Source organism: Flavobacterium cheniae (assembly GCF_004363695.1).
Classification (GTDB): Bacteria; Bacteroidota; Bacteroidia; order Flavobacteriales; family Flavobacteriaceae; genus Flavobacterium; species Flavobacterium cheniae.
This window is the reverse complement of sequence record NZ_SNZC01000004.1, coordinates 200,297-222,704: the sequence shown is the minus strand read 5'-3', so window position 1 is coordinate 222,704 and position 22,408 is coordinate 200,297. Positions and strand designations below refer to the sequence as shown.

Genomic DNA, 22,408 nt, shown 5'->3' with positions numbered 1-22,408 from the left:
GGCAATTGCCTCTTTTTTTATTTTAATAATTCTAAAATCTTATTTTCAACTTCCTCTGAATTCCAATTTTCTTGAATATTATCCATTTTCAAAACTTCTTGCATGATTTCATTTTGAAAATCACCAATCGCCATGGCTTCTGAATAAGGTTGTAAACTAAAAGTTACTCTACTGTATAATGGCATCCATTTTTCTGGATGTTTGTCGGAAAACCATTTTTCGATTTTCTTTTGTAATAAGAAATTGGCATCCGCAGTTTTGGCACTCATTTCTTCGAAATTTCTTCTGGAAAGTTCTGCAATAGCATCTGCGTTTGGCTTTCTTGAAATTTCATATTCTTTGAAAATTCTATCCCAATCATCGCCATATTGTTGCATTAATTCATTCAGAATGGTGATATCTTCAAAACCTGCATTCATTCCGTGACCGTAGAAAGGTACAATCGCATGCGCTGAATCACCAATTAAAGCAATTTTATCATTAAATGTCCAAGGGAAACATTTCATAATCGCCAAATAACTATTCGGATTTCTAAAAAAATCGCGCACTAAATCAGGAATAACATCTTTTGTATCTGGAAAATAAGTCGCGAAAAACGAAACTAATTTTTCTTCGTTGGTTAACGATTCAAACGAATTTTCGCCTTCAATTGGCATGAACAAAGTACAAGTAAACGAGTTGTCTAAATTAGCCAATCCCATTAACATGAAATTTCCTCTCGGCCAAATATGTAAAGAATGAATATCAATTTTTGGAGAACCATCTGCATTAGCTGGAATGTGCAATTCTTTATAACCAATTTTCATGAACTCTTGCGAATAATCAAACATCGATTGACGTTGCATTCTGTGTCTAATTCTCGAGAAAGCGCCATCGGCTCCAAAAACTTTATCGTATTTTAACTCGGTCCAATCACCTTGTTCCGTTTCGCCTTCCCATAAAGTTGCGGTGGCTAACGTTACATCCCAAATTTTACGTTCAAAGAAAAATTCTACTCCTTCAGCTTCAGCTAAATCCACCATTTTTCTATTCAAAACGCCTCTTGATAGAGAAAAAATAGCTTCACCTTCTTTTCCGTAATATTGATAATTTAGATTTCCATCTTGTAAATGGATGGCTCTTTTATCAACTGGAATTCCGATTTTTCGAATTTCTTCATCTAAACCCACATCTTCTAATGCTTTCCAACCGCGATTTGACATCACCAAATTAATGGAACGACCCGAAAACTCAACCGTTCTAATATCGGGACTTCTGTCGTAAACATGTACTATATGTCCGGCTCTTTTTAAATAGATTGCCAGTAAAGTTCCTACTAATCCAGAACCTACAACAGCAATTTTTTGTGGCGTTTGCATGAAGTTTTTGTAAAAATTTGGACTACAAAAATACGGAATAATAAATTTTAATACCCGACTTTTATGAGATTTTTCATTTTGAAATTTATTTTTGTTTAATTATTTTTATTATTGGTTAAACAAAATGTATCTTTGAATAAAAAAATTGCTATGCGAAAGATTACGAAAGACGAATTGTTTTATATGTCTAAAGTGCCAAGATTGAACTTAGTAAATTGTGTTACTGGTTACAAATCGGCCAACTTAATAGGAACTTGCTCAGAAAATGGCACTTTAAATGTTGCTATTTTTAGCAGTGTTACGCATTTAGGAAGTGAACCACCTTTATTGGGATTTATTTTGAGACCTACAACGGTTCCAAGAGACACTTATAAAAACATAAAAGAATCCGGATTCTTTACTGTAAATCACATTACAGAAGAAATGATTGCTGATGCACATCATACGTCTTCAAGTTATGAAGAACACATTTCAGAATTTGATAAAACAAATTTAGAACCTGAATTCATTGACAATCACAAAGTACCTTTCGTAAAATTAAGTCCGGTACAATTACTTTGTAAATATGTGAACGAATACAAAATTGAAGAAAACGATTGTATTCATATCATCGCTTCGGTTGAGACTATTTATGCTGATGAAAAACTATTTCATGATGATAATTGGATGCAATTGGACAGAGGAAATGTAATCGCCATAAACGGTTTAGATGGTTATGCTGTACCAAAATTAGCAGACAGATTTCATTATGCGCGACCAGATAAACCATCAACTTCCATGTTATAATGGCGCATAAAAAAGTAAATCTTCCCGAAAAAATCTGTAAAACCTGTCAACGTCCTTTTTCTTGGCGAAAAAAATGGGAGAAAAACTGGGAAGAAGTAATGTATTGTAGTGATAAATGCAGAATGAATAAAAACAAATAGCATGAACGGATTAGTATGGTTTAGAAACGATTTACGCACGATTGACAATCATTCGTTGTACAATGCTTGTAGAGAAAATGAAAAAATAATTGGTATTTATTGCTTGGATCCGAGACATTTCGAAACAACTCAATATGGTTTCAAGAAAACAGAAAAATTTAGAACTCAATTTCTTCTGGAAACCTTAACCGAACTACAAGAAAATTTAGCTGAGAAAAATATCACATTATTAGTTTATTACGGTTATTCTGAACAATTGATTCCAGAAATAGCTGCTAAATATCAAATTGACACGATTTATATTCAAAACGAATGGACGCAGGAAGAAGTAGATGTAGAAAATGAAGTTCGCAATTTAATTCCTGCGGTGAATTGGAAAACGTATTACGACCAATTTTTATTTCATCCTGATGATGTTCCGTATGAAGATTGGGAGAAAATTCCAGAAGTTTTTACAGAGTTTAGAAAGCAATTGGAAAAGAAAATTCGAGTGAGACCAACCGTTTCCATTTCAGCAAAACCAACTTCTAATCTAATTGAAGAAAAAACAAGTATTCCAACGCTAGAAGATTTAGGATTTGAAGGTTTTAAGCAACCGAACAAAACCGCCTTTCCATTTAAAGGTGGCGAAAATCAAGCTAAAAAAAGAATCAAAGACTATTTTTGGGATACCAAAAAACTAGCCGTTTACAAGAAAACTCGTAATGGTTTAATAGGAAAGAATTATAGTTCAAAACTTTCGGCTTGGTTGGCAAATGGTAGTATTTCGGCACGAATGATTTATTGGGAAGTGCAACAATTTGAGAAAAAAGTAGTCAAAAACGAAGACACCTATTGGTTAATCTTCGAGTTGATTTGGCGCGATTATTTCAAATACATTTCGCTAAAACACAGCAATAAAATATTCCAATTGAACGGCATTTTACAAAAAGAATACCATTGGAACCAAAATACAAAAGCTTTCAACCAATGGACAAACGGCACCACGCCTGAACATTTCGTAAATGCCAACATGATTGAACTACAAAAAACAGGCTGGATGAGCAATCGCGGTCGTCAGAATGTGGCGAGTTATTGGGCAAAGGAATGGGAACAAGATTGGCGTATTGGCGCAGCATATTTCGAAAGTATGCTAATCGATTACGATGTGCACAGCAATTACGGAAATTGGATGTACAACGCTGGTGTTGGAAACGATCCAAGAGATAGAAAATTCAACATCAAACGTCAAGCGGAACTATATGATGGTGACGGAAAATTTCAAAAAATGTGGTTAATTCCTGAATTATTTTAAATGAAAACACTTCGATTACTTTTGGGCGACCAACTCAATTCGGAACATTCTTGGTTTGATGAAGTCAATCCGAATGTGATGTATGTGATGGCAGAAATGCGTCAGGAAACGGATTATGTGAAACATCACATTCAAAAAGTGGTAGCTTTTTTTCTTTCGATGCGAAATTTTACGGAGGAATTGACAAAACAAGGTCATCAAGTTGCTTATTATAAAATTTCGGATGCAAATAATCCTCATAATTTAGAACAATTGATTTTGGATTTGGTGGAGAATAACAAAATCGAGCAATTTGAATACCAATTTCCTGATGAACATCGCTTGGATAAACAATTGAAATCCATTTGTGAAAAACTTTCTATTCCAACAAAAGCTGTTGATTCCGAACATTTTTATACATCTAGAAATGAATTGGCGGATTTTTTCAAAGGGAAAAAGCAACTTTTGATGGAAAGTTTCTATCGCATGATGCGCAAAAAACATCATATTTTAATGGTTGGTGATCAACCGTTAGACGGAAAATGGAACTTTGACCATAACAATCGTAATCAATATAAAAATGAAGTTCCGATTCCGTTTCCTTTGGAATTTCATAAAAATGTGAGTGAAATTATTACCGAAATTGAAAGTCAAAACATTACCACTTTTGGAAGTATTGATACTGAAAATTTCAATTGGCCGACTTCAAGAAACGAAAGTTTGCAATTGATTGATTATTTCTGTGTGCATTTGTTGGCGCATTTTGGAACGTATCAAGATTCCTTATTTTCTGGACATAAATTCCTATTTCATTCGCGTCTGTCTTTTGCGATGAATTCAAAAATGATTCGTCCAAAAGAAGTTGTGGATGCTGTGATTTCATATTATTATCAAAATCAAGAAACGATTGAATTGGCACAAGTAGAAGGTTTTGTGCGACAAATTATTGGTTGGCGTGAATATGTCAGAGGAATTTATTGGAAAGAAATGCCCAATTATGCCCAAATGAACGCATTAGAAAACTACAATCCGCTACCAGATTTCTTTTGGACCGGAAAAACCAAGATGAAATGCATGCAACATTCGATTTCTCAAAGTTTATCGGAAGCTTACGCGCATCACATTCAGCGATTGATGGTCATTGGAAATTTTTCCTTGTTAGCACAATTGCATCCTGATGAAGTTGATGCCTGGTATTTGGGCGTTTACATCGATGCCATTGAATGGGTAGAAATGCCGAATACACGTGGCATGAGTCAATATGCGGATGGCGGAATTGTGGCGACTAAACCTTATGTTTCTTCAGGAAGTTACATTAATAAAATGAGCAATTATTGTGGCAGTTGTCATTACAAAGTAAAAGAGAAATTGGGCGAAAAAGCATGTCCCTTTAATAGTTTGTATTGGCATTTTTTAGATGAGAAAAAGCAACATTTTGCCAATAATCAAAGAATGAGCATGATGTTAGCCTTACTAAGAAAAATGAAACCAGAAGAATTAGCTGCTACGAAAGAAAAAGCGATTTCGATTTTAGAAAAAATAGAAACTTTATAAAAAAACCGAAGCTTTTGAAACTTCGGTTTTGAATTTTATTTATTAAATTTAATCTTATTACCTACATTCATCTTTTGAGATTTTGCAAAAACACCACACATGTGGAACAACATTCTTGCTCCTACGTTTCCATCCCAATCGTCATCACCTGGAGCCACTTCTACTAAATCAAATCCGATGATTTCTTTATTAGTTGCTGCTAAACGATTGAACAAATAAGCGGCTTGCTCAAATGAAAATCCACCCGGAACCGGAGTTCCTGTATTTGGACAATACCAAGGATACATGCCATCAATATCGAAAGAAATACAAACTTTTTCTGGTAACGAAGCGATTATTTGATCGCATTGTTGTTGCCATGTTTTGCCTTCGAAAGCTTCTTGTTTTAAATCGCTATCAGTGTGAACTAAAACTCTATCGCTTAAAGCTACTTCCACTTCTTGCTCACAGAAATCGCGAATTCCTACTTGTACAATTTTAGAAATTTGCGGAATTTGTAGCGCATTATACATGATAGAAGCGTGCGAATACGTGAATCCTTCATAAGCGATACGTAAATCCATGTGCGCATCTAAATGCAATATTCCGAAGTTCTCGTATTTGGTTGCTAAGGCTTGGTAATAGCCTAATGGCGTAGAATGATCTCCACCTAAAAGCACTACTTTTTTACCTTTATTCATCCAATTAAGCGTTTGCTCACGAACGGCTTCCACCATATCAGAACACGCATAATTGATCTCTTCTAAATCTTTAGTCAAAGATGGATGGTGATCTAGAATCATTCCGCTTTCCAATGCTTTGATGATTGGAGCAGCTTGTTTCTTATATTTTTTTGATTTCTTTTTTAACTCTTTTGGGGCTTTATCTAAATAAATACCTAATTTCCATAATTCAGGAAATTCTTGGTGATTTAAATCTACTTGAAAAGAAGCATCTAAAACCGCATCTGGACCTTTTGAAGCTCCAGAACCATAACTCACCGTAACTTCCCAAGGCACTGGAATTACAATGATTTCACTTTGCTCTGCCGAAAATGGCAAACCAAAAATAGTAGCATCGGCTAACCCTGGTTGGGATGGATCAAAATTTTCTAAAATTTGTTCTTTAGTCATGATTTCTTGTAATACTGTTATTCTATACAAAGATAGTTTATTTAACAAAAAAAGCCGAACAAGATGTCCGGCTTTTACTATTTATTTAAAATTTCTTATTGTTTTACAAACTTATGAGATGCTTTTGCATTCATAAAATAAACCATATAAACGCCATTTGCTAAATTAGAAATATCAACTGTAGATTCATTGGTGATAAGGCTTTTTCCTATTACTCTTTGTCCTAACATATTATAAATTTCAATTTCTTCATTTTCGAAATTATCGCCAATGATTGTAATAGAAGTTGAAGCTGGATTTGGATAAATACTGAATGTGTTTTTAACAACATCGTCAACTCCTAAACTTGCTTGAACCACCAAATTGAAATTACAATTTACAGAAGTTCCGCTTGTAGCTGTCATTGTAACAACATGTGTTCCTACAGCAACAACAGTTCCTGCCGCTGGACTTTGAGTTACAACAGCATCACAATTTGAATTGATTGCATTTGCTAAACTAGCAAAACTAGGCACAGTATAATTTCCTAATCCATCAGCCGTTACGGTTTGTGTACCAGGACAGTTGATTCTTAAATCAATTGGCGGCATTACATAACCTGCTGCTGTATATTTTTCAGTCATCACTTTAACATCAGCACAACTGTAGTTCATATCAATTGCAGCTTGTCTTACAGCAATAGCTGCATTTTGTTGATTTGTTGAGCTATTAGTTAAACCTAATCCTTCTAAAAAAGCAGTATCTGTTTTTGTTCTTCCTAATACATCCCAAATTTTCATATTAACCGTTGCCCAAATTTGACCATCGGTATGAATTTGGTTTACTAAACCTCCTGGGTATATTGGAGTATAATTTGTAGTTCTTCCACCCCAACAAACGTTATGACCATCCCAGTTGAACATCCAATGATAAGCAGCATCTGTTGTTGCCCATTCATTCAAAGAACGACTGTTAGATTGCGCCCAATAATCGCCACTTCCTTCACTCAATCCATTTACTTGCGACAATGAACCTCCAGTAATCCAATCATGTAAACCATGACCTAATTCGTGCCAAATTACATCACCATCTTCTGCATCATCCACACAACCTTCACCAAAAACTAAACGTCCAGATGAATAATACGAATTATCTTGACCATTTAAACCCGATGGGTCATACCATAGAACTCCACCGTTTGTTAAGGGTCTACAATTTACTCCTAATGTCACGTTGATGTATCTTAAATTGTTATCAGTGTGATAAAAAACATTTGCCGCTTCAAATCCGTCTTGATTTCTTGTAAATAAAAAGTTTGGATTGGCTTGAGTGAATAATCCTTTATTAGGGTTTTCTAAATTTTTAATTTCAACATAAGAACTTTTTAATAAATAAGTTCCAGCAGTATTATCAACTTGAGGAAGATTTACCAAAGCTCTTTGTGCATTTAATTCTGCTGTATCAGCATCATTTCCATCTACATAATTACCTGCGTAAGGTACTGCAGCTCCAGAAAGCGGATCTGACAAGAATACCATTGCGGTTCCTGTCTCAAAAGCTAAAGCGGTATTTGCCTCTTTAGGCATAAAATATTTTGTAGTTCCAGAAGTGCTAGTATTGTGTTGATGTGTTGTAGTACATTCAGAACCACAATAGATTGCGATATCTTTAACACTTAAAACGGCTCCATTTATTGCATCAATAATAACTTCCCAAGTTCCTGGTTTTTCTTCAAAACTAGTAACAGTTCTGTAAACTAATTTTGTCGTTTCTAATTTATTATAAACAAACAAGTTAGATTCTTGCAAAGTTACCATTCCAGAAACGCCAATTTCTTTATCAGCTAATTCAACAGCTCTTTCTTTTGAAATTTGAGGTATTGTATTGATTTGAATAACTTCTTTCGTAATGTTATGATCTGAAAAAGAAATTTCTCCAGAAGGATTAAAATGCACTACAATTTCAGTATCAAAAACAGGTACATTATTAACCATTTGTTGAAAACGTAATGTTTCACCCGATATACTTTTACGTACAAAACGCAAATTAATATCAGAATCTGAATTGATTTTCAATTCTTTTAAATTGGATTTAATCCATTGTCTTGCAACAGCTTCTTTTTCAGATACCTGAGCAAACAAAAGTTGAGCCGTTCCGATAACACAAAAGGCTAGCGTAAGTAAAGCTTTCTTCATTATTTTAATGTTTTGATAGTTAGGTTATTACAAATAAACCAAAAAAATATAACAAAACATAAAAAAATGTTAAAAATTTACTATTTACTCAAAATGGATTGTTTTAAAACTTGTCCAAATTCGTACATATCTTCAAAAGAACAATAGAATGGTGCTGGCGCTAAACGAATAACGTTTGGTTCTCTCCAATCGGTAATCACTCCATTTTTCATTAATCTTTCAAACAATTCTCGTCCTTGTCCGTGAAGGTAAACAGATAATTGACAACCACGTTCTTCTTGATTAGCAGGTGTTAGTATTTCAAAATCCGCGCCTTCTAATTCTTTGTCGATTTCATGTAGCACAAATTCTAAATAAGAAGTAATTAAATTTCGTTTTGCAATTAATTTATCCATTCCTACTTCTGCAAACATTTCAACCGAAGCTAAATAAGGTGCTAAAGACAAAATAGGTAAATTACTAATTTGCCATCCGTCTGCTCCGTGAACAGGATCAAAATCAGGTTCCATTTTAAAACGTCGTTCTTTATTGTGTCCGTACCAACCTGCAAAACGTTTTAATTCTTTATCATTATGATGTTTTTCGTGAACAAAAAATCCCGAAGCATTTCCTGGCCCAGAATTCATATATTTATAACTACACCAAGCGGCGAAGTCTACATTCCAATCGTGTAATTCTAATTTGATATTTCCTGCAGCGTGCGCTAAATCCCATCCTACATAAGCTCCTTGTTTTTGCCCCGCTGCAGTTATGGTTTTCATATCAAACACCTGACCAGTGTAATAATTAACACCTCCAATTAACACTAAAGCCAATTCACTTCCTACTTCCTCAATTTTAGCCAAAACATCTTCTAAACGGATATTCGCTTCACCTTCTCTACGCTTAATTTCAACAATTGCATCTTTTGGATCAAAACCATGAAATTTCACTTGACTTTGAAACATATATTGGTCACTTGGAAAAGCTTTTTCTTCACAAATGATTTTATATTTATTTGGTGTTGGATTGTAAAACGATACCATTAACAAATGTAAATTTACAGTCAAAGTATTCATAACTCCAACTTCAGAAGGTTTTGCTCCCACGATTTCACTTAAAGGAACCGCAAAACGTTCTTGGTAATCCCACCAAGGCTTATCAGAATAAAAATGCCCTTCTACTGCTAAATTTGCCCAATCATTCATTACCTCATCAACGTAAGTTTTGGTTCTTTTAGGCTGAAGTCCTAGAGAATTTCCTGTAAAGTAAATTACTTGTTTTCCGTTTACATGCGGGAAATGAAATTCATCTCTATATTTTCTCAATTCATCTTGAGCATCTAAACTTTGTGCGAATTCGCGTGTATTTTGAAAAGTCATTTGTTTGGTTGTTTGGAAAACAAAAGTAGTTAAAAGTTACAAAGTGTCAAAGTGATAAAAAACACAAAAATTGGATTTCAGATTTAGAACGAACAGTAAAATAAAAATCCCAACCTTTCGATTGGGATTTTAAAATTATATGATTAACATCGCGTCTCCGTATGAGTAAAAACGATATTTCTCTTTAATTGCTTCTTCGTAAGCTTTCTTCATTAAATCGTGACCACAGAAAGCAGAAATCATCATTAATAAAGTTGATTTTGGTGTATGGAAATTAGTAATCATACAATCTGCAAGACTAAAATCGTAAGGTGGATAAATAAACTTATTAGTCCAACCCGTATAAGGATTTAAAGTTCTTTGAGAAGAAACTGAACTTTCCATAGCTCTCATAGCGGTAGTTCCTACACAACACACTTTTTTCTTTTTAGCTTTTGCGTTATTTACAATATCACAAGCTTCTTGAGAAATAATCATTTCTTCAGAATCCATTTTGTGTTTTGACAAATCTTCTACCTCAACTGGATTGAAAGTTCCTAAACCTACGTGTAATGTAACCTCAGCAAAATCAACACCTTTAATTTCTAAACGTTTTAATAAGTGTTTAGAAAAGTGTAAACCAGCTGTTGGTGCAGCTACTGCTCCTTCTACTTTTGCGTAAATGGTTTGGTAACGTTCTGCATCTTCTGGTGTAACTTCTCTTTCAATGTATTTTGGAATTGGAGTTTCTCCTAATTCTACTAATTTTTCTCTGAATTCTTCATAAGAACCATCGTATAAGAAACGTAATGTTCTTCCACGAGAAGTTGTATTATCGATAACTTCAGCAACTAACGAATCGTCATCACCAAAGTATAATTTATTTCCAATACGAATTTTACGTGCTGGATCTACTAAAACATCCCATAAACGTTGTTCTGCATTTAATTCTCTTAATAAGAAAACTTCAATACGAGCTCCTGTTTTTTCTTTATTTCCGTATAAACGTGCTGGAAAAACTTTTGTATTATTTAACACCATTACATCGCCATCATCAAAATAATCGATAACGTCTTTAAATAATTTGTGCTCGATAGTATTGGTTTTTCTGTTAACCACCATTAAACGAGATTCGTCACGGTTTTCCGTTGGGAACTCAGCTAATAATTCATTTGGTAAATTGAAATTGAAATGAGATAATTTCATTTGAAATTGTTTAAGTGTTTAAAAGTTTAAGTGTTTAAGAATTGTTTTTCATTAAACACAAAAAATTAGTATGCAAATATACGATTATGAAATAGGCGTTGTCAAGTAAATTGAGGTTTATTTTACAAAACCCTTTGTTTACTGGACAACGCCTGAATCTAAAACAAAAAAACTAACTACTTAATTACAATTTTCTTCGTTGCAATATTGTCATCGATATCTTGAATTCTTACCATATACATTCCAGTAGCTAAATCAGAAACATTGATTTGTTTTTGATTAGATGAAAGCACTTTTTGCCCTTGAATATTGTAGATTTCTATCGATTGAATATCATTTTCGATTTCAATATTTAGAATATCTCGAACTGGGTTTGGATATAATTTTACTTCTAAATTATTTAAATTAAAATTCTCTGAAGTCAAAGTGTTGTTATTGTATAAACTGGTGATATCCGCTTGCTCTAATACGTAATTATAAATTTTTAAATCATCAAATTGCATAGTAAGTCCTGTATTACCAATTCTGAAATTAGACCCAGTTCCTGTATTTAACAAAGGAGTTGAAATTGTTTGTATAAAAGTACCATCCATGTATAACTTAGTATTCGTTCCATCAAAAGTTATTACCAAATGTCTCCAAGTATTTATAGCATTATTTGCATTACTAAAGGGATGATCATAAGCATAACCTTGTAAAATTATATTACCCGACGCGCCAAAATAGGCACCAAATGTTTTATATTGAACTGCAGTACCATATGAAAATATACTATGAGAGGTATGGTTAGGCGTTTTATACCACAAAGAAATTGTTCGAGGACTTGCTCCTGTAGGTGCAATTGCGTTACAAAAAGTACCATTATTTCCATTACCAACAACTTGTAATGCACCTACTGTTGATCCATTTCTAGCGAGAACAAAAGATGTTGTTCCTGGTATACTAGCAAAAGGATTATTTCCATTTACATTGTTATAGGTGTTGTTAAAAGTATATTCTGCAACAAGTCCTGGTACTGAAAACGTTGTAAAACTTGCAATTGCACTTGTAGAAGTTCCTGCGGAATTTGTTGCTTCTACTTGATAATAATACGTTGTGCTTGGATTTAAGCCTGTTAAACTTGCACTTCCAGGAACTGTGACATCTCCTGAAACCGAAAAACCAGTAACTTGATTGGTTAAACTTCCGCTAGTTAAACCATATCTTACAATTGAGGTAGTAGCCAAACCTTTGTCCCAAAGCGAATAATTTATAGAAGCTGAATTTGTTGTTATTGATGAAACAGCAACACTATAAATACCCGGAGTTTGAGGAGGTGTAGTGAAACTTCCTATTGCAGTTGTTGAAGTTCCGATAGAATTGGTTGCTTCAACTTGATAATAATAAGTAGTATTTGATGATAATCCTGAAAGGTTAGCAAAACTTGCTACAGCTGCCGTTCCAGAAGTTGATGAACCTGTGGCTTGATTTGTTAAACTTCCACTTGTTAAACCATATCTAACCAATGATGTTGTTGCGTATCCGTTAGCATTTAGCCAATAATTAATTGTTGCACCGTTGTAAGTTGCAGGATAAGATATAACTGAAATTGTTGGAGCAGCACTTAAAGTTGTAAATGAACCTGTTGTAGAAAAAGATGTTCCAGAAGCATTATCACATCTATATCTAAAATAATACGTTGTGTTTGGCGTTAATCCCGTCAAGTTTTTCGGTGAAACCCAAGTTCCTGCAGCATTTCCTCCAGCTCCAGAAAGTGGTGCAAGAGCAACATTACCCGCATCACCTGTTGCCAATTGAGAATAAAGTGTTGTTGTACTATTTGATGTTACTTGAAAGCTAATCGTTGCCGAATTTGCAGTAATATTATAAGAATTTGGCGCAGAGAATGTAGCAACTTGCGCATTCCCAAAAGAAAATGCACATAATAAAAATAATAGTAATCTTGTTTTCATAAGAGGTAATATTTTAAAGTTTGGTTCAAAAGTATTCTGAATCCTATCTTAAATTTTTGTTGAGTTTACCAAATCCTATTTTCGGTTAACGAAAAAAGAATGATAAGCGATTTCGTTAATTTAAAAGAGGGTTTCATTAACTGAGTTTATTCCATATTCCTTTATTTCCTATATTTGTTATAAATCAAAACCAATTGAAATTTCTAAAAATCATATTGTTGCTTCTTTTTTCCCAATTTACTTTTGGGCAAAACCCTTATTACTATAGCATTGATAGAACTAACGGATTACCTTCAAACAGTGTTTATGATATTTTTCAAGACAGCAAAGGCTTTATGTGGTTTGCAACAGGTAAAGGATTGTGCCGTTATGACGGAAGCGTTTTTAAAACATTTACTTCTGATATTCAAACATCAAAATCAGGTTCATGTATCAACGAAGATAGCTTTGGAAGAATTTGGTACATTAACTTTGATGGTTACTTGTATTACGTTGAAAATGGCGAGTTAAAAAATTTACCTCAAAAAGAATCTGTGGGTTATATAAAATTTGGCATAATTGAAGACAAACTTTTTTTAATTCAAACTAAAAGTGTAGCCGTTTATGATTTAAAAACATTGCAATTGGTTTATACCTATCATCTTAAAGACGAATACATTCGAGCTACCTATACTTCCAATTCAAAGTTTTACTTTGTAGGAGAGCATATTTACGAAATTGACTATCCAAATAAAATAAAAACCTATCCTCTAACAGAAGATTTTAGAAAAACACTAGAAGTACCAATTATTCAAGAATTAAATAATGAATTTTTTGTCGTTTCAAAATTTTCAAATTATTATTACACCTACAAGGAAAATCAACTTTCAAAAAAGAAGTTCAATAGTTCTTTCGATTTTATACAAAATTTAGCCATAATTGATAATGCGCCTTGGTTGTGTACTCCAAACGGAATTATAAAATATGAAAATGAAAAAGCAACGACTTACTTTTCCGATTTTAATGTTTCCTATATTTTTAAAGATAAGCAACAAAATTATTGGATTTCAACAGTTAACAGTGGTTTGTTATTTATTCAAGATTTTAAAAATAATTTTATTCCTTTATCTCCTAAACCAACCGTTTTTTCATCATATGACAATCAGCTTTTGATAGGCACCGAAAACGATCTTATTTTTGGATTACAATTAAACGATTTATCAGTAAATACTGTTTACAAAAACAACAGCAACCATCCTATCAACCAAATTATTGGAAACGAAAAAGAAAAAAACATCTATTTTACTTCATCAAAATTTAAAATTTTAAACAATCAAAATATTGTTTCAAACGAAAAATCTTTCGCTGTAAAAGATATCAAAAAAATTGATGACACCTATTACTCTTTTGCAGCTAGTGGAATTTGTGGCTTGTTTAAAGTTAGTGACAAAAAAAGCAAATGGGATAGTTTGCATAATAAAAACTTAAACGCTCCTTCAAATTTTAATGAAAGTGCTTTAATAAAATCTAACGGGAAATCTACGGCATTTAACCCTGAAAATAATTGCATTTATTATGCAACTAATATGGGTTTAAAGTTTGTGAATTCAAACGGAGTTAACGAAATAAAATTTCAAAACAAAACACTTTATGTTACCAACTTACAATCCTATAAAAATACCGTTTATGCATTATCTACTAGCGAAGAATTGTATAAAATCGATTCGAAAAATACGGTAACAAAAGTTTCTATATTTGAAAAACATCTGAAAGAACGCTTCACCAAATTTAAAATTCAGGAAAATTCTATTTTCATTTTTACCACAAACGGAATAATTGAATACAACTTAATTAAAAACAATTATCGCAAAATTTTACCATTAACAAGCGATTTAGAAGTTACCGATGTTGCAATAGTTAAAGACCAAATTTATTTTGCTACCTCTAAAGGAATTATCGTTAAGAATAAATTTAAAAATAAAGAATTTACAAAACCCGAATTAATCATTAATGAAATTAAAGTCAATGGAATTCTTTACAAAGAAAACAATCTAAGCGAGTTAGAATACAATCAAAATGATATAACAGTAAACTTTTCGGTGCTTTCTTTTATTCCAAACGAAAAAAAGAGTGTCTTATACAAAATAAATGATGGCAATTGGAACCGTTTAGATGCCGATAATAAAAACCTTATTTTATCATCGCTTTCACCAGGTGATTATAATTTGTTTTTAAAAATCGATGCCAATTATGAAACTAAAATAAAGCAAATCGATTTTAAAATCAACAAGCCTTTTTGGCTGAATACCTTTTTCTTGATTTACATGAGTTTGATTATCATAGCGTTATTGTATACGTTTTATAAATATCAAATTCAAAAAATAGAAAAGAAAAATCAGCTTTTATTAGATAAAGTTAATTTAGAAAAGAATTTAAACCAATCGAAATTAAAAGCGATCAAGTCGCAAATGAATCCGCATTTCTTTTACAATGCGCTTAACACCATTCAGTCTTATATTTTATCTAATGACAAGAAGCAGGCCGTTTCTTATTTATCAAAATTTTCAACTCTGACAAGGACTATTTTGGAAATGAGTGAGAAAGAAAATATTACGCTTTCTGAAGAAATTAAAACTTTAGGCTTGTATTTAGACATTGAAAAAGCACGTTTTGATGAAGATTTTAGCTACGAAATAAACATTGCTTATGGCATTGACATTGAAAACATCAAAATTCCATCGATGTTATTACAACCTTATGTGGAAAATGCCGTTAAACATGGCTTGCTACATAAAAAAGGTGAAAAGAAGCTGACTATCGATTTTGAACGCATATTTGATTCTTTAAAAATCACAATTGATGACAACGGGATTGGACGTCAAAAAAGCGCCGAATTAAATGCCATAAAAAACAAAGATCATTTGTCGTTTGCAACCGAAGCCATGCAAAATCGAATCGCCTTACTGAACCAATACAAACAAAAAAACATTGCCATTAATTTTGACGATAAATTCAATAAAAATGAGCAATCTTTAGGTACAAAAGTAATTATAGAAATTCCTATTACGTATTAAAATGAAAGCCATTATTATAGACGACGAAAAAAGAGCCAGAGTTTCCTTATCGTTACTTTTGCAAGAATATTGCCCTCAAGTTACTATAGTTGCTGAATGCGAAAACTTGCCCGAAGGCGTAAAAGCAATCAGAAAACACCAACCCGATATTGTGTTATTAGACATTGAAATGCCTGGACATAGTGGTTTAGAATTGTTAGATTTTTTCGATGAAAATGAAGTGAATTTCTCTATTATTTTTACTACAGCTTATAACGAATATGCTTTGAAGGCATTCAAATTTTCTGCTGTTGATTATTTATTAAAACCTATAATTCCAGAAGAATTAGCCGAAGCCGTTGAACGAGTTGCCAAACAAAAACAACGTTTTGAAAATTTTAGAGCTTTTAAAGAAAATTTGCAACAAGAAACATTAACAAAAATAGCCGTTCCGTCTGGTAATACATTGTTATTTTTAGATACCGATAAAATCATGTATATCAAAGGTGAAGGCGCTTATTCAGAAGTTTTTTGTAGCGATGGTAGCAAACAATTAGTAAGTCGAAACTTAAAGAATTTCGAAGATATTTTATGCTCCGATTCTCGATTTTTGCGCATTCATAAATCGTATATCGTAAATTTTAACTTCGTAGTAGCTTTCAATAAATCAGATGGTGTAAGTATTGAATTAGAGAATAAAGCTCAAATTCCTGTTTCTCCAGATAAAGCTCAACAAATCTTAGATCAAATTCAGATTATAAAACGTTAGTGTACTTCTGAACCTACAATTCCTATAATTTTCAAATCTTCCCAAAAATCAGGATACGATTTTGAAACTACTTCTGCTTGATTAATAGTCAAAGAAATTTTCAATGCTAACGGAGCAAAAGCCATAGCCATTCTGTGATCTTGATAAGTATCGATAGCAATGTTTTCATTAATATGATTTGAGGCCTCTAATGTCAGGCTTTCATTAGTAACTGAAATTGTTGCGCCTAACTTTGTTAGTTCTGTTTTTAAAGCTTCTAATCTATCTGTTTCTTTGATTTTTAAAGTGTGTAATCCTGTTAAATGACAACCTATTCCTAATCCAAAGCAAGTCACAGCAATTGTTTGAGCAATGTCAGGACAATTATTTAATTGATAGTTAACAATTGATAATTGATGATTTTTTGTTTTGGTAATAGTAATAGAATTGTCTTCATTAAAAACTGTTTCAACTCCAAAATCTTGGTAAATGTTTGCCAAAGCACTATCTCCTTGTAAACTATTTTTTTTATAGCTAAAAAGTGTAACTTGAAAATGTATTTCAGACAAAGCAACAATGGAATACCAATATGAAGCCGAACTCCAATCGGACTCAATTGTGAATTGTGAATTGTGAATTGTGAATTGTGGTTTTACAGAAATTTTATTTCCAACAAAAGAAGTCTTTACTCCTATTTCATTCAACAAAGTCAAAGTCATTTTTATGTATGGAACGGATGTGATTTCACCTTCAAGAGTTAATTCTAAACCATTTTCTAATTTAGGTGCAATCAACAATAAAGCTGAAATATATTGGCTACTCACATTTGCAGGAAGCGAAACTTTGTTTTGAATCAATTTCTTTCCAATAATTTTTATTGGTGGAAAACCTTCATTTTCTTCATAACTTATATCAGCTCCCAATTGATTTAAAGCTTCTACCAAAATTTTAATTGGACGCTCTTTCATTCTGGAAGAACCAGTTAAAACCACTTCTTTTCCTTCTTGGATGGAAAAATAAGCAGTTAAAAATCGCATGGCTGTTCCAGCGTGATGAACATCTACAAGTTGGAAGTTGGAAGTTGGAAGTTGGAAGTTTTGCAATGCTTTCAACATAACTTCAGAATCATCGGAATTAGATGTGTTATCCAAAACTAAATTTGGATATAACGCTTGCAATAGCAACAATCTATTGGTTTCTGACTTGGAACCAGTGATTTTGATGGGTGCTGGATGCTTGATGCTAGATGATTTAAGTAATAAATTCATTATTTGGTAACTATTTTTAATCCGACAATTGATAAAATTAATGTAGTGATGAAAAACACACGCCAAAACGTAGCGGGTTCTTTGAAAACGATGATTCCTACTAAAACACTACCCACAGCTCCAATACCTGTCCAAACGGCATAAGCGGTCCCAATAGGTAATTCTTTTGTTGCTTTTACTAATAATAACATGCTAATGGAAAGACACACCAAAAAACCTCCGTACCAAAGTAAAGAAGTGTTTCCTGTTGATTCTTTTGCTTTACCGAGGCAAGTAGCAAAACCTACTTCGAATAAGCCAGCGATTATGAGTAAAATCCAGTTCAATTTATTTCAATTTATCGTTGTTGTGATGACGGTCGTGATCTCGCTTAGTTTTTAAATCCATTTTTTTATCAAAAGCAGCTTGTAAATCCACACCTGTTTGATTAGCTAAACATAAAACCACGAAAACCACATCGGCTAATTCTTCACCAAGATCTTTGTTTTTATCGCTTTCTTTTTCTGATTGTTCGCCATAACGACGTGCAATAATTCGAGCTACTTCACCTACTTCTTCTGTAAGCTGAGCCATATTTGTTAATTCATTGAAATAACGAACTCCGTGTTCTTTAATCCAATTATCAACTTCTTGTTGGGAGTTTTTTAGGTTCATTTTTGAAATTAAATTTTACTTAAAATAATTTTTTCATTTAGCTTATTTACGATGATCTCATAAAACTGCTTTAAAGCACCATAGTCCTGCTCAGAAATCATGAAAGTATTGATTTCATAATTTACAACAGTTTGAATTTGATTATTAGCATAAGAAACATTAAACTTGAAATTTCCTAAATTTTCTATTAAATTAACCGAAACCGGTTCAGGTAAAAATTCAACCTTATATCCAGCAGGTATTTTAATGGAAAAATTGTAACTGTCTCTCGCTGGAAAATTAAAATCTACTGGATACTTTCTTGTTTCAGCTTTAAATGGATTCTCTTTTATCGTTAGAAATGTTATAGGCATCATATAAATTTTATTGCCGATTATTTCAACGTTTCCTTTGTCAACAAAACTAAATTCTTCAACAATTGGTTTATAAATATCATTAACATTATCAACTTTATAGTCACTGATTTCTAATCCATGATATTCTTTTTCCAATGATTCTAAATACATTTCTCTATTTATGTTTGCTTTGGAGTTTCTAAAAAGGTACGCATAATAATCAGTTATTTGTTTTCTTATCTTTCCTTTCATCACACCGTTTTCTTCTAAACTTGCCAAAACAATATTAGTTTCTTTAGAAGGTTGAACCTTATATAAATCCTCTGTATAAGAACTTCCGTTGTCTCTGATAACTCGTCCTACCCAATTGAGAGCTCTCAATGGAAGCATTCCTGGTAAAAGTTTCTTTTCTGTTGCATCAAGAAACAATAAACTTTCCTGATCTTCTACCACAACTGCAACATAATTATAAGCAGTTCTGTTCGGGAAAATTGCAACACCGTTTGATCTAGTACTTATAATTATTGGATTTGCCTCAATACCTACACTTCGTAACATAGCAACAAGCATTAGATTTATTTCAGCAACATTTCCTGAATTCTGCTTGTATGCTTTTCTTACTCCATCATTTGTATAAATTCCATAATTTTCATTCCAAGTCATTTTAGATTTAACAAAATCATAAATAAGAACTATCTTCTCTTTGTTTGATTTTGCATCCACTAATATTGTTTTTAAATCTTCATCAAAATAATCTTTCTTCTTAAGTTCACCACCGAAATTTTGATTCTCAAAAATATTTTTAACAACATCATCCCAAGTTAATGATAGATTTTTTTGAATTTCCCCCGGATAAGAAATTGAAGAAAGCTCTAACTTCAATATAGTTGTATAATTAATTTTATTAATGACATGATCTTCGTCTTTAATCGCTGGTACATTTGTAGCGGTATAAATATGTTTTGATCCAGTATGTTCATGTTTAATTTGTTCATAACCTGTGATAATAGTATTAAACTTAAAGTATTCCGGAAACTGTAAAGTATATTTTAAATTATCAATTGGGATATTTGTTTGGAAATAAAAATCATCTATATGAGTAATATAAGGTGAAGATTTTGTGACAGAAAACTCAATTATAGAACCTTCATTAACTGCAGGAAATGATAGTTTTTTAATGCTCCAATTATCATTTATTTTTTCAACAAACTCTCCTTCGCTCTTTAACTTGATTTTCTCGATTTTATCACCAACTAAATTGTAAGTAAAAGCGTCGCTTATACTTATCTTCTCATTTGATGTTCCTCCTGTATAAAAAGCAAATGATTGATTACCTTGTTCAAGACCTTCTTTGTTGTAAACTTTGATTTTATAATCAATTTTTGTGTCTAAAACCCATTCTCCATTACCTGTAGTTCTAAAAGATGAAATTCCGTTTTTAAATATTATGGTTGCTGAAGCATTAGATTCTATAGGGTGATTTTTTTGTTTTAATTCCTCAACAGTTACCTTACCTAACTCTAACTTTTGTGAAAAAGCATAATTTGAAATTAGTAAAATGCTAAATAAAATAAAAATTCTCATTGATAATTTGTTTTTGATTTATAGATTTCTTTTAAAAATAATTTTGGCGTTGTCTGCTCTTGAAACTTGTTCTGAAAAACTTCTGAAGTTTTCATATTCCTCTTTAGCATAGGAACCTTTGTTTAATAAATAACTTCTCTTGTAAAGTAATTTGTTGTCGGCAATACTTTTTAATTCCATTTTATACACACCAAATTTATCAGTAATTACAATATCACTTGGTTTTGCATCTACAATATAACCATTTGGAATTTCAATTTCAACTTCATCTTCATCTAAAAAGCCTGTATCAATTTCAAACGAATTTAACCTTGTTCTGTATCGTTGCGGGATGAATGATGTTCTATTAAAAACATTTAAATTAAACATTAATCCATTAGAAATTGACGCATAAGCTGGTACTATAATATCTAAGTCTTCAATAAATTCAATTGATTCTTTGTCATTTTTAATGGCTATTGAATTTATTTTTAAAGCATTCAACCAATTTAATAATTCTTTATAGTGCAACTCTTGTGTTTCTTTAGATTTAGTTTCAATTTGACTTTTCTGATTGTATTGAATTCCGCTTGATTTATAATTAAGCCTAGCTATTAAATCTCCATTTTCATTAATCTTACAATTTGCCTTAACAATTTGCTTGCTCTTTTCTTCATTGTAATCTGCTGTCTTAACAATTTCACCACCATTTGGCTTTACAACTAAAGCAAATCTATCATCTGTAAAATTACCATTGAAACCGAATGGACTAGTTTGACTAGTACATTCTAAAGAAATGAAGCCTTTGTTGTAGGGTATAGATAAAATTGCATGATTACCTTGCATAGCTACAAAATCTTCTAGTATGTTTTGCTTACTATTACCTCCATAAATAATTGTATAATAGGCCTCAACACCAACACTATTTAGCAAAACTCTTGTGTAGTTAGATAATGCTTTACAATCTCCATAACCCAATCTATCAACATCAGACGCTAACATAGGTTTCCACCCACCTATACCCATTTGAATACTAACATAACGCGTTTTTTCTTGAACAAACTTGTAAACAATTTTTGCTTTTTCGATCGGATCTTTCTCTGTTCCAACAAGTGATTTAATTTTAGAAATAGTCATTTCTGGCAATGCCTCAGTATCTTTTAATAAACTATTGTAAATCCAAGAGCTGAATTCATTCCAATTTTTTGCATTGCCTTGGTGTCCCTCTAAATTAAAAAAATCTAATCCAAACAAAACAGATGGATTGTTTTTGATAAATGAAGGTGAGAGCTCTTCATGTTTTTTTGCAAGATAATTGTCAACTTGATATGATATTTGTTGACTCGACTCTATTCTCTTTATCTTGTCATCAGTAAAATTTCTCTCCTTAAATTTAAATCCTAAATTGGGTAAATATTTTATAGAAATTGATGATTCTTGAACACTTTCATAATAATCGTCAATTGGATACCAAGTAGGAATAAATGCTGTATTTGAAGTTTCTACCTCACTATTATAAACTAGTGTAAATGGATATTCAGTTGGAGTATAGTCCAAATAAATCATTCTATTATCATTGTAAACTGAAAATCCATCAGCAACACTTTGATCAATAAAGTCTTTTCTTTTAATTTTCTTTAATTCAACACCTAATGAATTATAAATTATTGCTTCAATAGATTTTACCTTTGTTGAACCATCATAGTATTCTATAGCATCTATATTACTTAAACCTTTACTATTAAGTACAGTTATAACTTTTAATTTATTAATTTGCATCAACTTTTGAGATAAAATATTAATCTCTATATTTTGCTTTCTCACAATACTATTTGCGTTTTCTGTGAGTTCTTTTGGAATTAACAAAGTTGAAAGCTTTAAATCTTGTGAAAAACAAGTTAAAGTAAAAAACA

At 32.1% G+C, this 22,408-nt stretch carries 17 protein-coding genes; 6 read left to right on the top strand and 11 right to left on the bottom strand.

All coding sequences use genetic code 11. From position 1 onward, the window contains the following. Window positions 1–17 precede the first annotated feature (17 nt). Window positions 18–1,358, bottom strand: a complete 1,341-nt coding sequence (locus C8D80_RS11275) for an FAD-dependent oxidoreductase (RefSeq protein ID WP_133610444.1) — start codon at window positions 1,356–1,358, stop codon at window positions 18–20. A 150-nt stretch (window positions 1,359–1,508) separates the two neighbouring features. On the opposite strand from C8D80_RS11275, the gene C8D80_RS11270 reads away from it, so the two are divergent. Genes C8D80_RS11270 through C8D80_RS11255 form a run of 4 tightly spaced genes read left to right on the top strand, consistent with a single transcriptional unit; the run spans window position 1,509 to window position 5,111 of the window. After that, a complete protein-coding gene (locus C8D80_RS11270) occupies window positions 1,509–2,144 on the top strand; it encodes a flavin reductase family protein (protein WP_133610442.1) in 636 nt (211 codons plus the stop codon). Beyond that, window positions 2,144–2,284 (top strand): DUF2256 domain-containing protein, encoded by a 141-nt coding sequence (locus tag C8D80_RS11265; protein WP_133610440.1) that lies wholly within the window; start codon window positions 2,144–2,146, stop codon window positions 2,282–2,284. The genes C8D80_RS11270 and C8D80_RS11265 overlap by 1 nt, the downstream gene beginning before the upstream one ends. Window position 2,285: 1 nt before the next feature. After that, window positions 2,286–3,578 (top strand): DASH family cryptochrome, encoded by a 1,293-nt coding sequence (locus C8D80_RS11260; protein WP_133610438.1) that lies wholly within the window; start codon window positions 2,286–2,288, stop codon window positions 3,576–3,578. Continuing rightward, a complete protein-coding gene (locus tag C8D80_RS11255; RefSeq protein WP_133610436.1) occupies window positions 3,579–5,111 on the top strand; it encodes a cryptochrome/photolyase family protein in 1,533 nt (510 codons plus the stop codon). A 35-nt stretch (window positions 5,112–5,146) separates the two neighbouring features. On the opposite strand, the gene C8D80_RS11250 is transcribed toward C8D80_RS11255, so the two are convergent. The 5 genes from C8D80_RS11250 to C8D80_RS11230 all read right to left on the bottom strand — a co-directional run bounded on the left by C8D80_RS11250 (window position 5,147) and on the right by C8D80_RS11230 (window position 12,895). Beyond that, on the bottom strand, window positions 5,147–6,223 hold the full coding sequence (locus C8D80_RS11250; RefSeq protein ID WP_133610484.1) for an agmatinase family protein: 1,077 nt from the start codon (window positions 6,221–6,223) through the stop codon (window positions 5,147–5,149). Between the two features lie 95 nt (window positions 6,224–6,318). Continuing rightward, window positions 6,319–8,397, bottom strand: coding sequence for a T9SS type A sorting domain-containing protein (locus C8D80_RS11245; protein ID WP_133610434.1), 2,079 nt, complete (start codon window positions 8,395–8,397; stop codon window positions 6,319–6,321). An 80-nt stretch (window positions 8,398–8,477) separates the two neighbouring features. Beyond that, window positions 8,478–9,758, bottom strand: a complete 1,281-nt coding sequence (gene kynU, locus C8D80_RS11240; protein WP_133610432.1) for a kynureninase — start codon at window positions 9,756–9,758, stop codon at window positions 8,478–8,480. A gap of 135 nt (window positions 9,759–9,893) precedes the next feature. Beyond that, on the bottom strand, window positions 9,894–10,943 hold the full coding sequence (gene queA, locus C8D80_RS11235; RefSeq protein WP_133610430.1) for a tRNA preQ1(34) S-adenosylmethionine ribosyltransferase-isomerase QueA: 1,050 nt from the start codon (window positions 10,941–10,943) through the stop codon (window positions 9,894–9,896). Window positions 10,944–11,119: 176 nt separating this feature from the next. Continuing rightward, window positions 11,120–12,895 (bottom strand): fibronectin type III domain-containing protein, encoded by a 1,776-nt coding sequence (locus C8D80_RS11230; protein ID WP_133610428.1) that lies wholly within the window; start codon window positions 12,893–12,895, stop codon window positions 11,120–11,122. A 194-nt stretch (window positions 12,896–13,089) separates the two neighbouring features. On the opposite strand from C8D80_RS11230, the gene C8D80_RS11225 reads away from it, so the two are divergent. Next, window positions 13,090–15,948: a sensor histidine kinase gene (locus C8D80_RS11225; RefSeq protein WP_133610426.1), complete on the top strand. Its 2,859-nt coding sequence runs from the start codon at window positions 13,090–13,092 to the stop codon at window positions 15,946–15,948. A 1-nt stretch (window position 15,949) separates the two neighbouring features. Next, entirely contained in the window at window positions 15,950–16,696 is a 747-nt protein-coding gene (locus C8D80_RS11220) for a LytR/AlgR family response regulator transcription factor (RefSeq protein ID WP_133610424.1), read from the top strand. Here C8D80_RS11220 and aroA read toward each other — a convergent pair. The 5 genes from aroA to C8D80_RS11195 are packed head-to-tail and all read right to left on the bottom strand — an operon-like array spanning window position 16,693 to window position 22,361. After that, window positions 16,693–17,943 carry a 3-phosphoshikimate 1-carboxyvinyltransferase gene (gene aroA / locus C8D80_RS11215; RefSeq protein WP_133610422.1) on the bottom strand — a complete coding sequence of 417 codons (1,251 nt, stop codon included), beginning with the start codon at window positions 17,941–17,943 and terminating at the stop codon, window positions 16,693–16,695. The genes C8D80_RS11220 and aroA overlap by 4 nt on opposite strands. Then, window positions 17,943–18,269: a DMT family transporter gene (locus C8D80_RS11210; RefSeq protein ID WP_133610420.1), complete on the bottom strand. Its 327-nt coding sequence runs from the start codon at window positions 18,267–18,269 to the stop codon at window positions 17,943–17,945. The genes aroA and C8D80_RS11210 overlap by 1 nt, the downstream gene beginning before the upstream one ends. A gap of 1 nt (window position 18,270) precedes the next feature. Continuing rightward, the gene (locus C8D80_RS11205) at window positions 18,271–18,597 is read right to left on the bottom strand and encodes a nucleotide pyrophosphohydrolase (RefSeq protein WP_133610418.1); all 327 of its coding nucleotides are present in this window, start codon (window positions 18,595–18,597) and stop codon (window positions 18,271–18,273) included. Between the two features lie 8 nt (window positions 18,598–18,605). Continuing rightward, window positions 18,606–20,516: a DUF3857 domain-containing protein gene (locus C8D80_RS11200; protein ID WP_133610415.1), complete on the bottom strand. Its 1,911-nt coding sequence runs from the start codon at window positions 20,514–20,516 to the stop codon at window positions 18,606–18,608. Window positions 20,517–20,534: 18 nt separating this feature from the next. After that, window positions 20,535–22,361, bottom strand: coding sequence for a DUF3857 domain-containing protein (locus C8D80_RS11195; RefSeq protein WP_249038411.1), 1,827 nt, complete (start codon window positions 22,359–22,361; stop codon window positions 20,535–20,537). Window positions 22,362–22,408: the final 47 nt, after the last annotated feature.

Coding starts and splice junctions, on each gene's coding strand:
- C8D80_RS11275 (WP_133610444.1), bottom strand. CDS start 1,358: ATGCAAACGCCACAAAAAATTGCTGTTGTAGGTTCTGGATTAGTAGGA.
- aroA (WP_133610422.1), bottom strand. CDS start 17,943: ATGAATTTATTACTTAAATCATCTAGCATCAAGCATCCAGCACCCATC.
- C8D80_RS11250 (WP_133610484.1), bottom strand. CDS start 6,223: ATGACTAAAGAACAAATTTTAGAAAATTTTGATCCATCCCAACCAGGG.
- kynU (WP_133610432.1), bottom strand. CDS start 9,758: ATGACTTTTCAAAATACACGCGAATTCGCACAAAGTTTAGATGCTCAA.
- C8D80_RS11205 (WP_133610418.1), bottom strand. CDS start 18,597: ATGAACCTAAAAAACTCCCAACAAGAAGTTGATAATTGGATTAAAGAA.
- C8D80_RS11230 (WP_133610428.1), bottom strand. CDS start 12,895: ATGAAAACAAGATTACTATTATTTTTATTATGTGCATTTTCTTTTGGG.
- C8D80_RS11265 (WP_133610440.1), top strand. CDS start 2,144: ATGGCGCATAAAAAAGTAAATCTTCCCGAAAAAATCTGTAAAACCTGT.
- C8D80_RS11245 (WP_133610434.1), bottom strand. CDS start 8,397: ATGAAGAAAGCTTTACTTACGCTAGCCTTTTGTGTTATCGGAACGGCT.
- queA (WP_133610430.1), bottom strand. CDS start 10,943: ATGAAATTATCTCATTTCAATTTCAATTTACCAAATGAATTATTAGCT.
- C8D80_RS11220 (WP_133610424.1), top strand. CDS start 15,950: ATGAAAGCCATTATTATAGACGACGAAAAAAGAGCCAGAGTTTCCTTA.
- C8D80_RS11200 (WP_133610415.1), bottom strand. CDS start 20,516: ATGAGAATTTTTATTTTATTTAGCATTTTACTAATTTCAAATTATGCT.
- C8D80_RS11255 (WP_133610436.1), top strand. CDS start 3,579: ATGAAAACACTTCGATTACTTTTGGGCGACCAACTCAATTCGGAACAT.
- C8D80_RS11270 (WP_133610442.1), top strand. CDS start 1,509: ATGCGAAAGATTACGAAAGACGAATTGTTTTATATGTCTAAAGTGCCA.
- C8D80_RS11260 (WP_133610438.1), top strand. CDS start 2,286: ATGAACGGATTAGTATGGTTTAGAAACGATTTACGCACGATTGACAAT.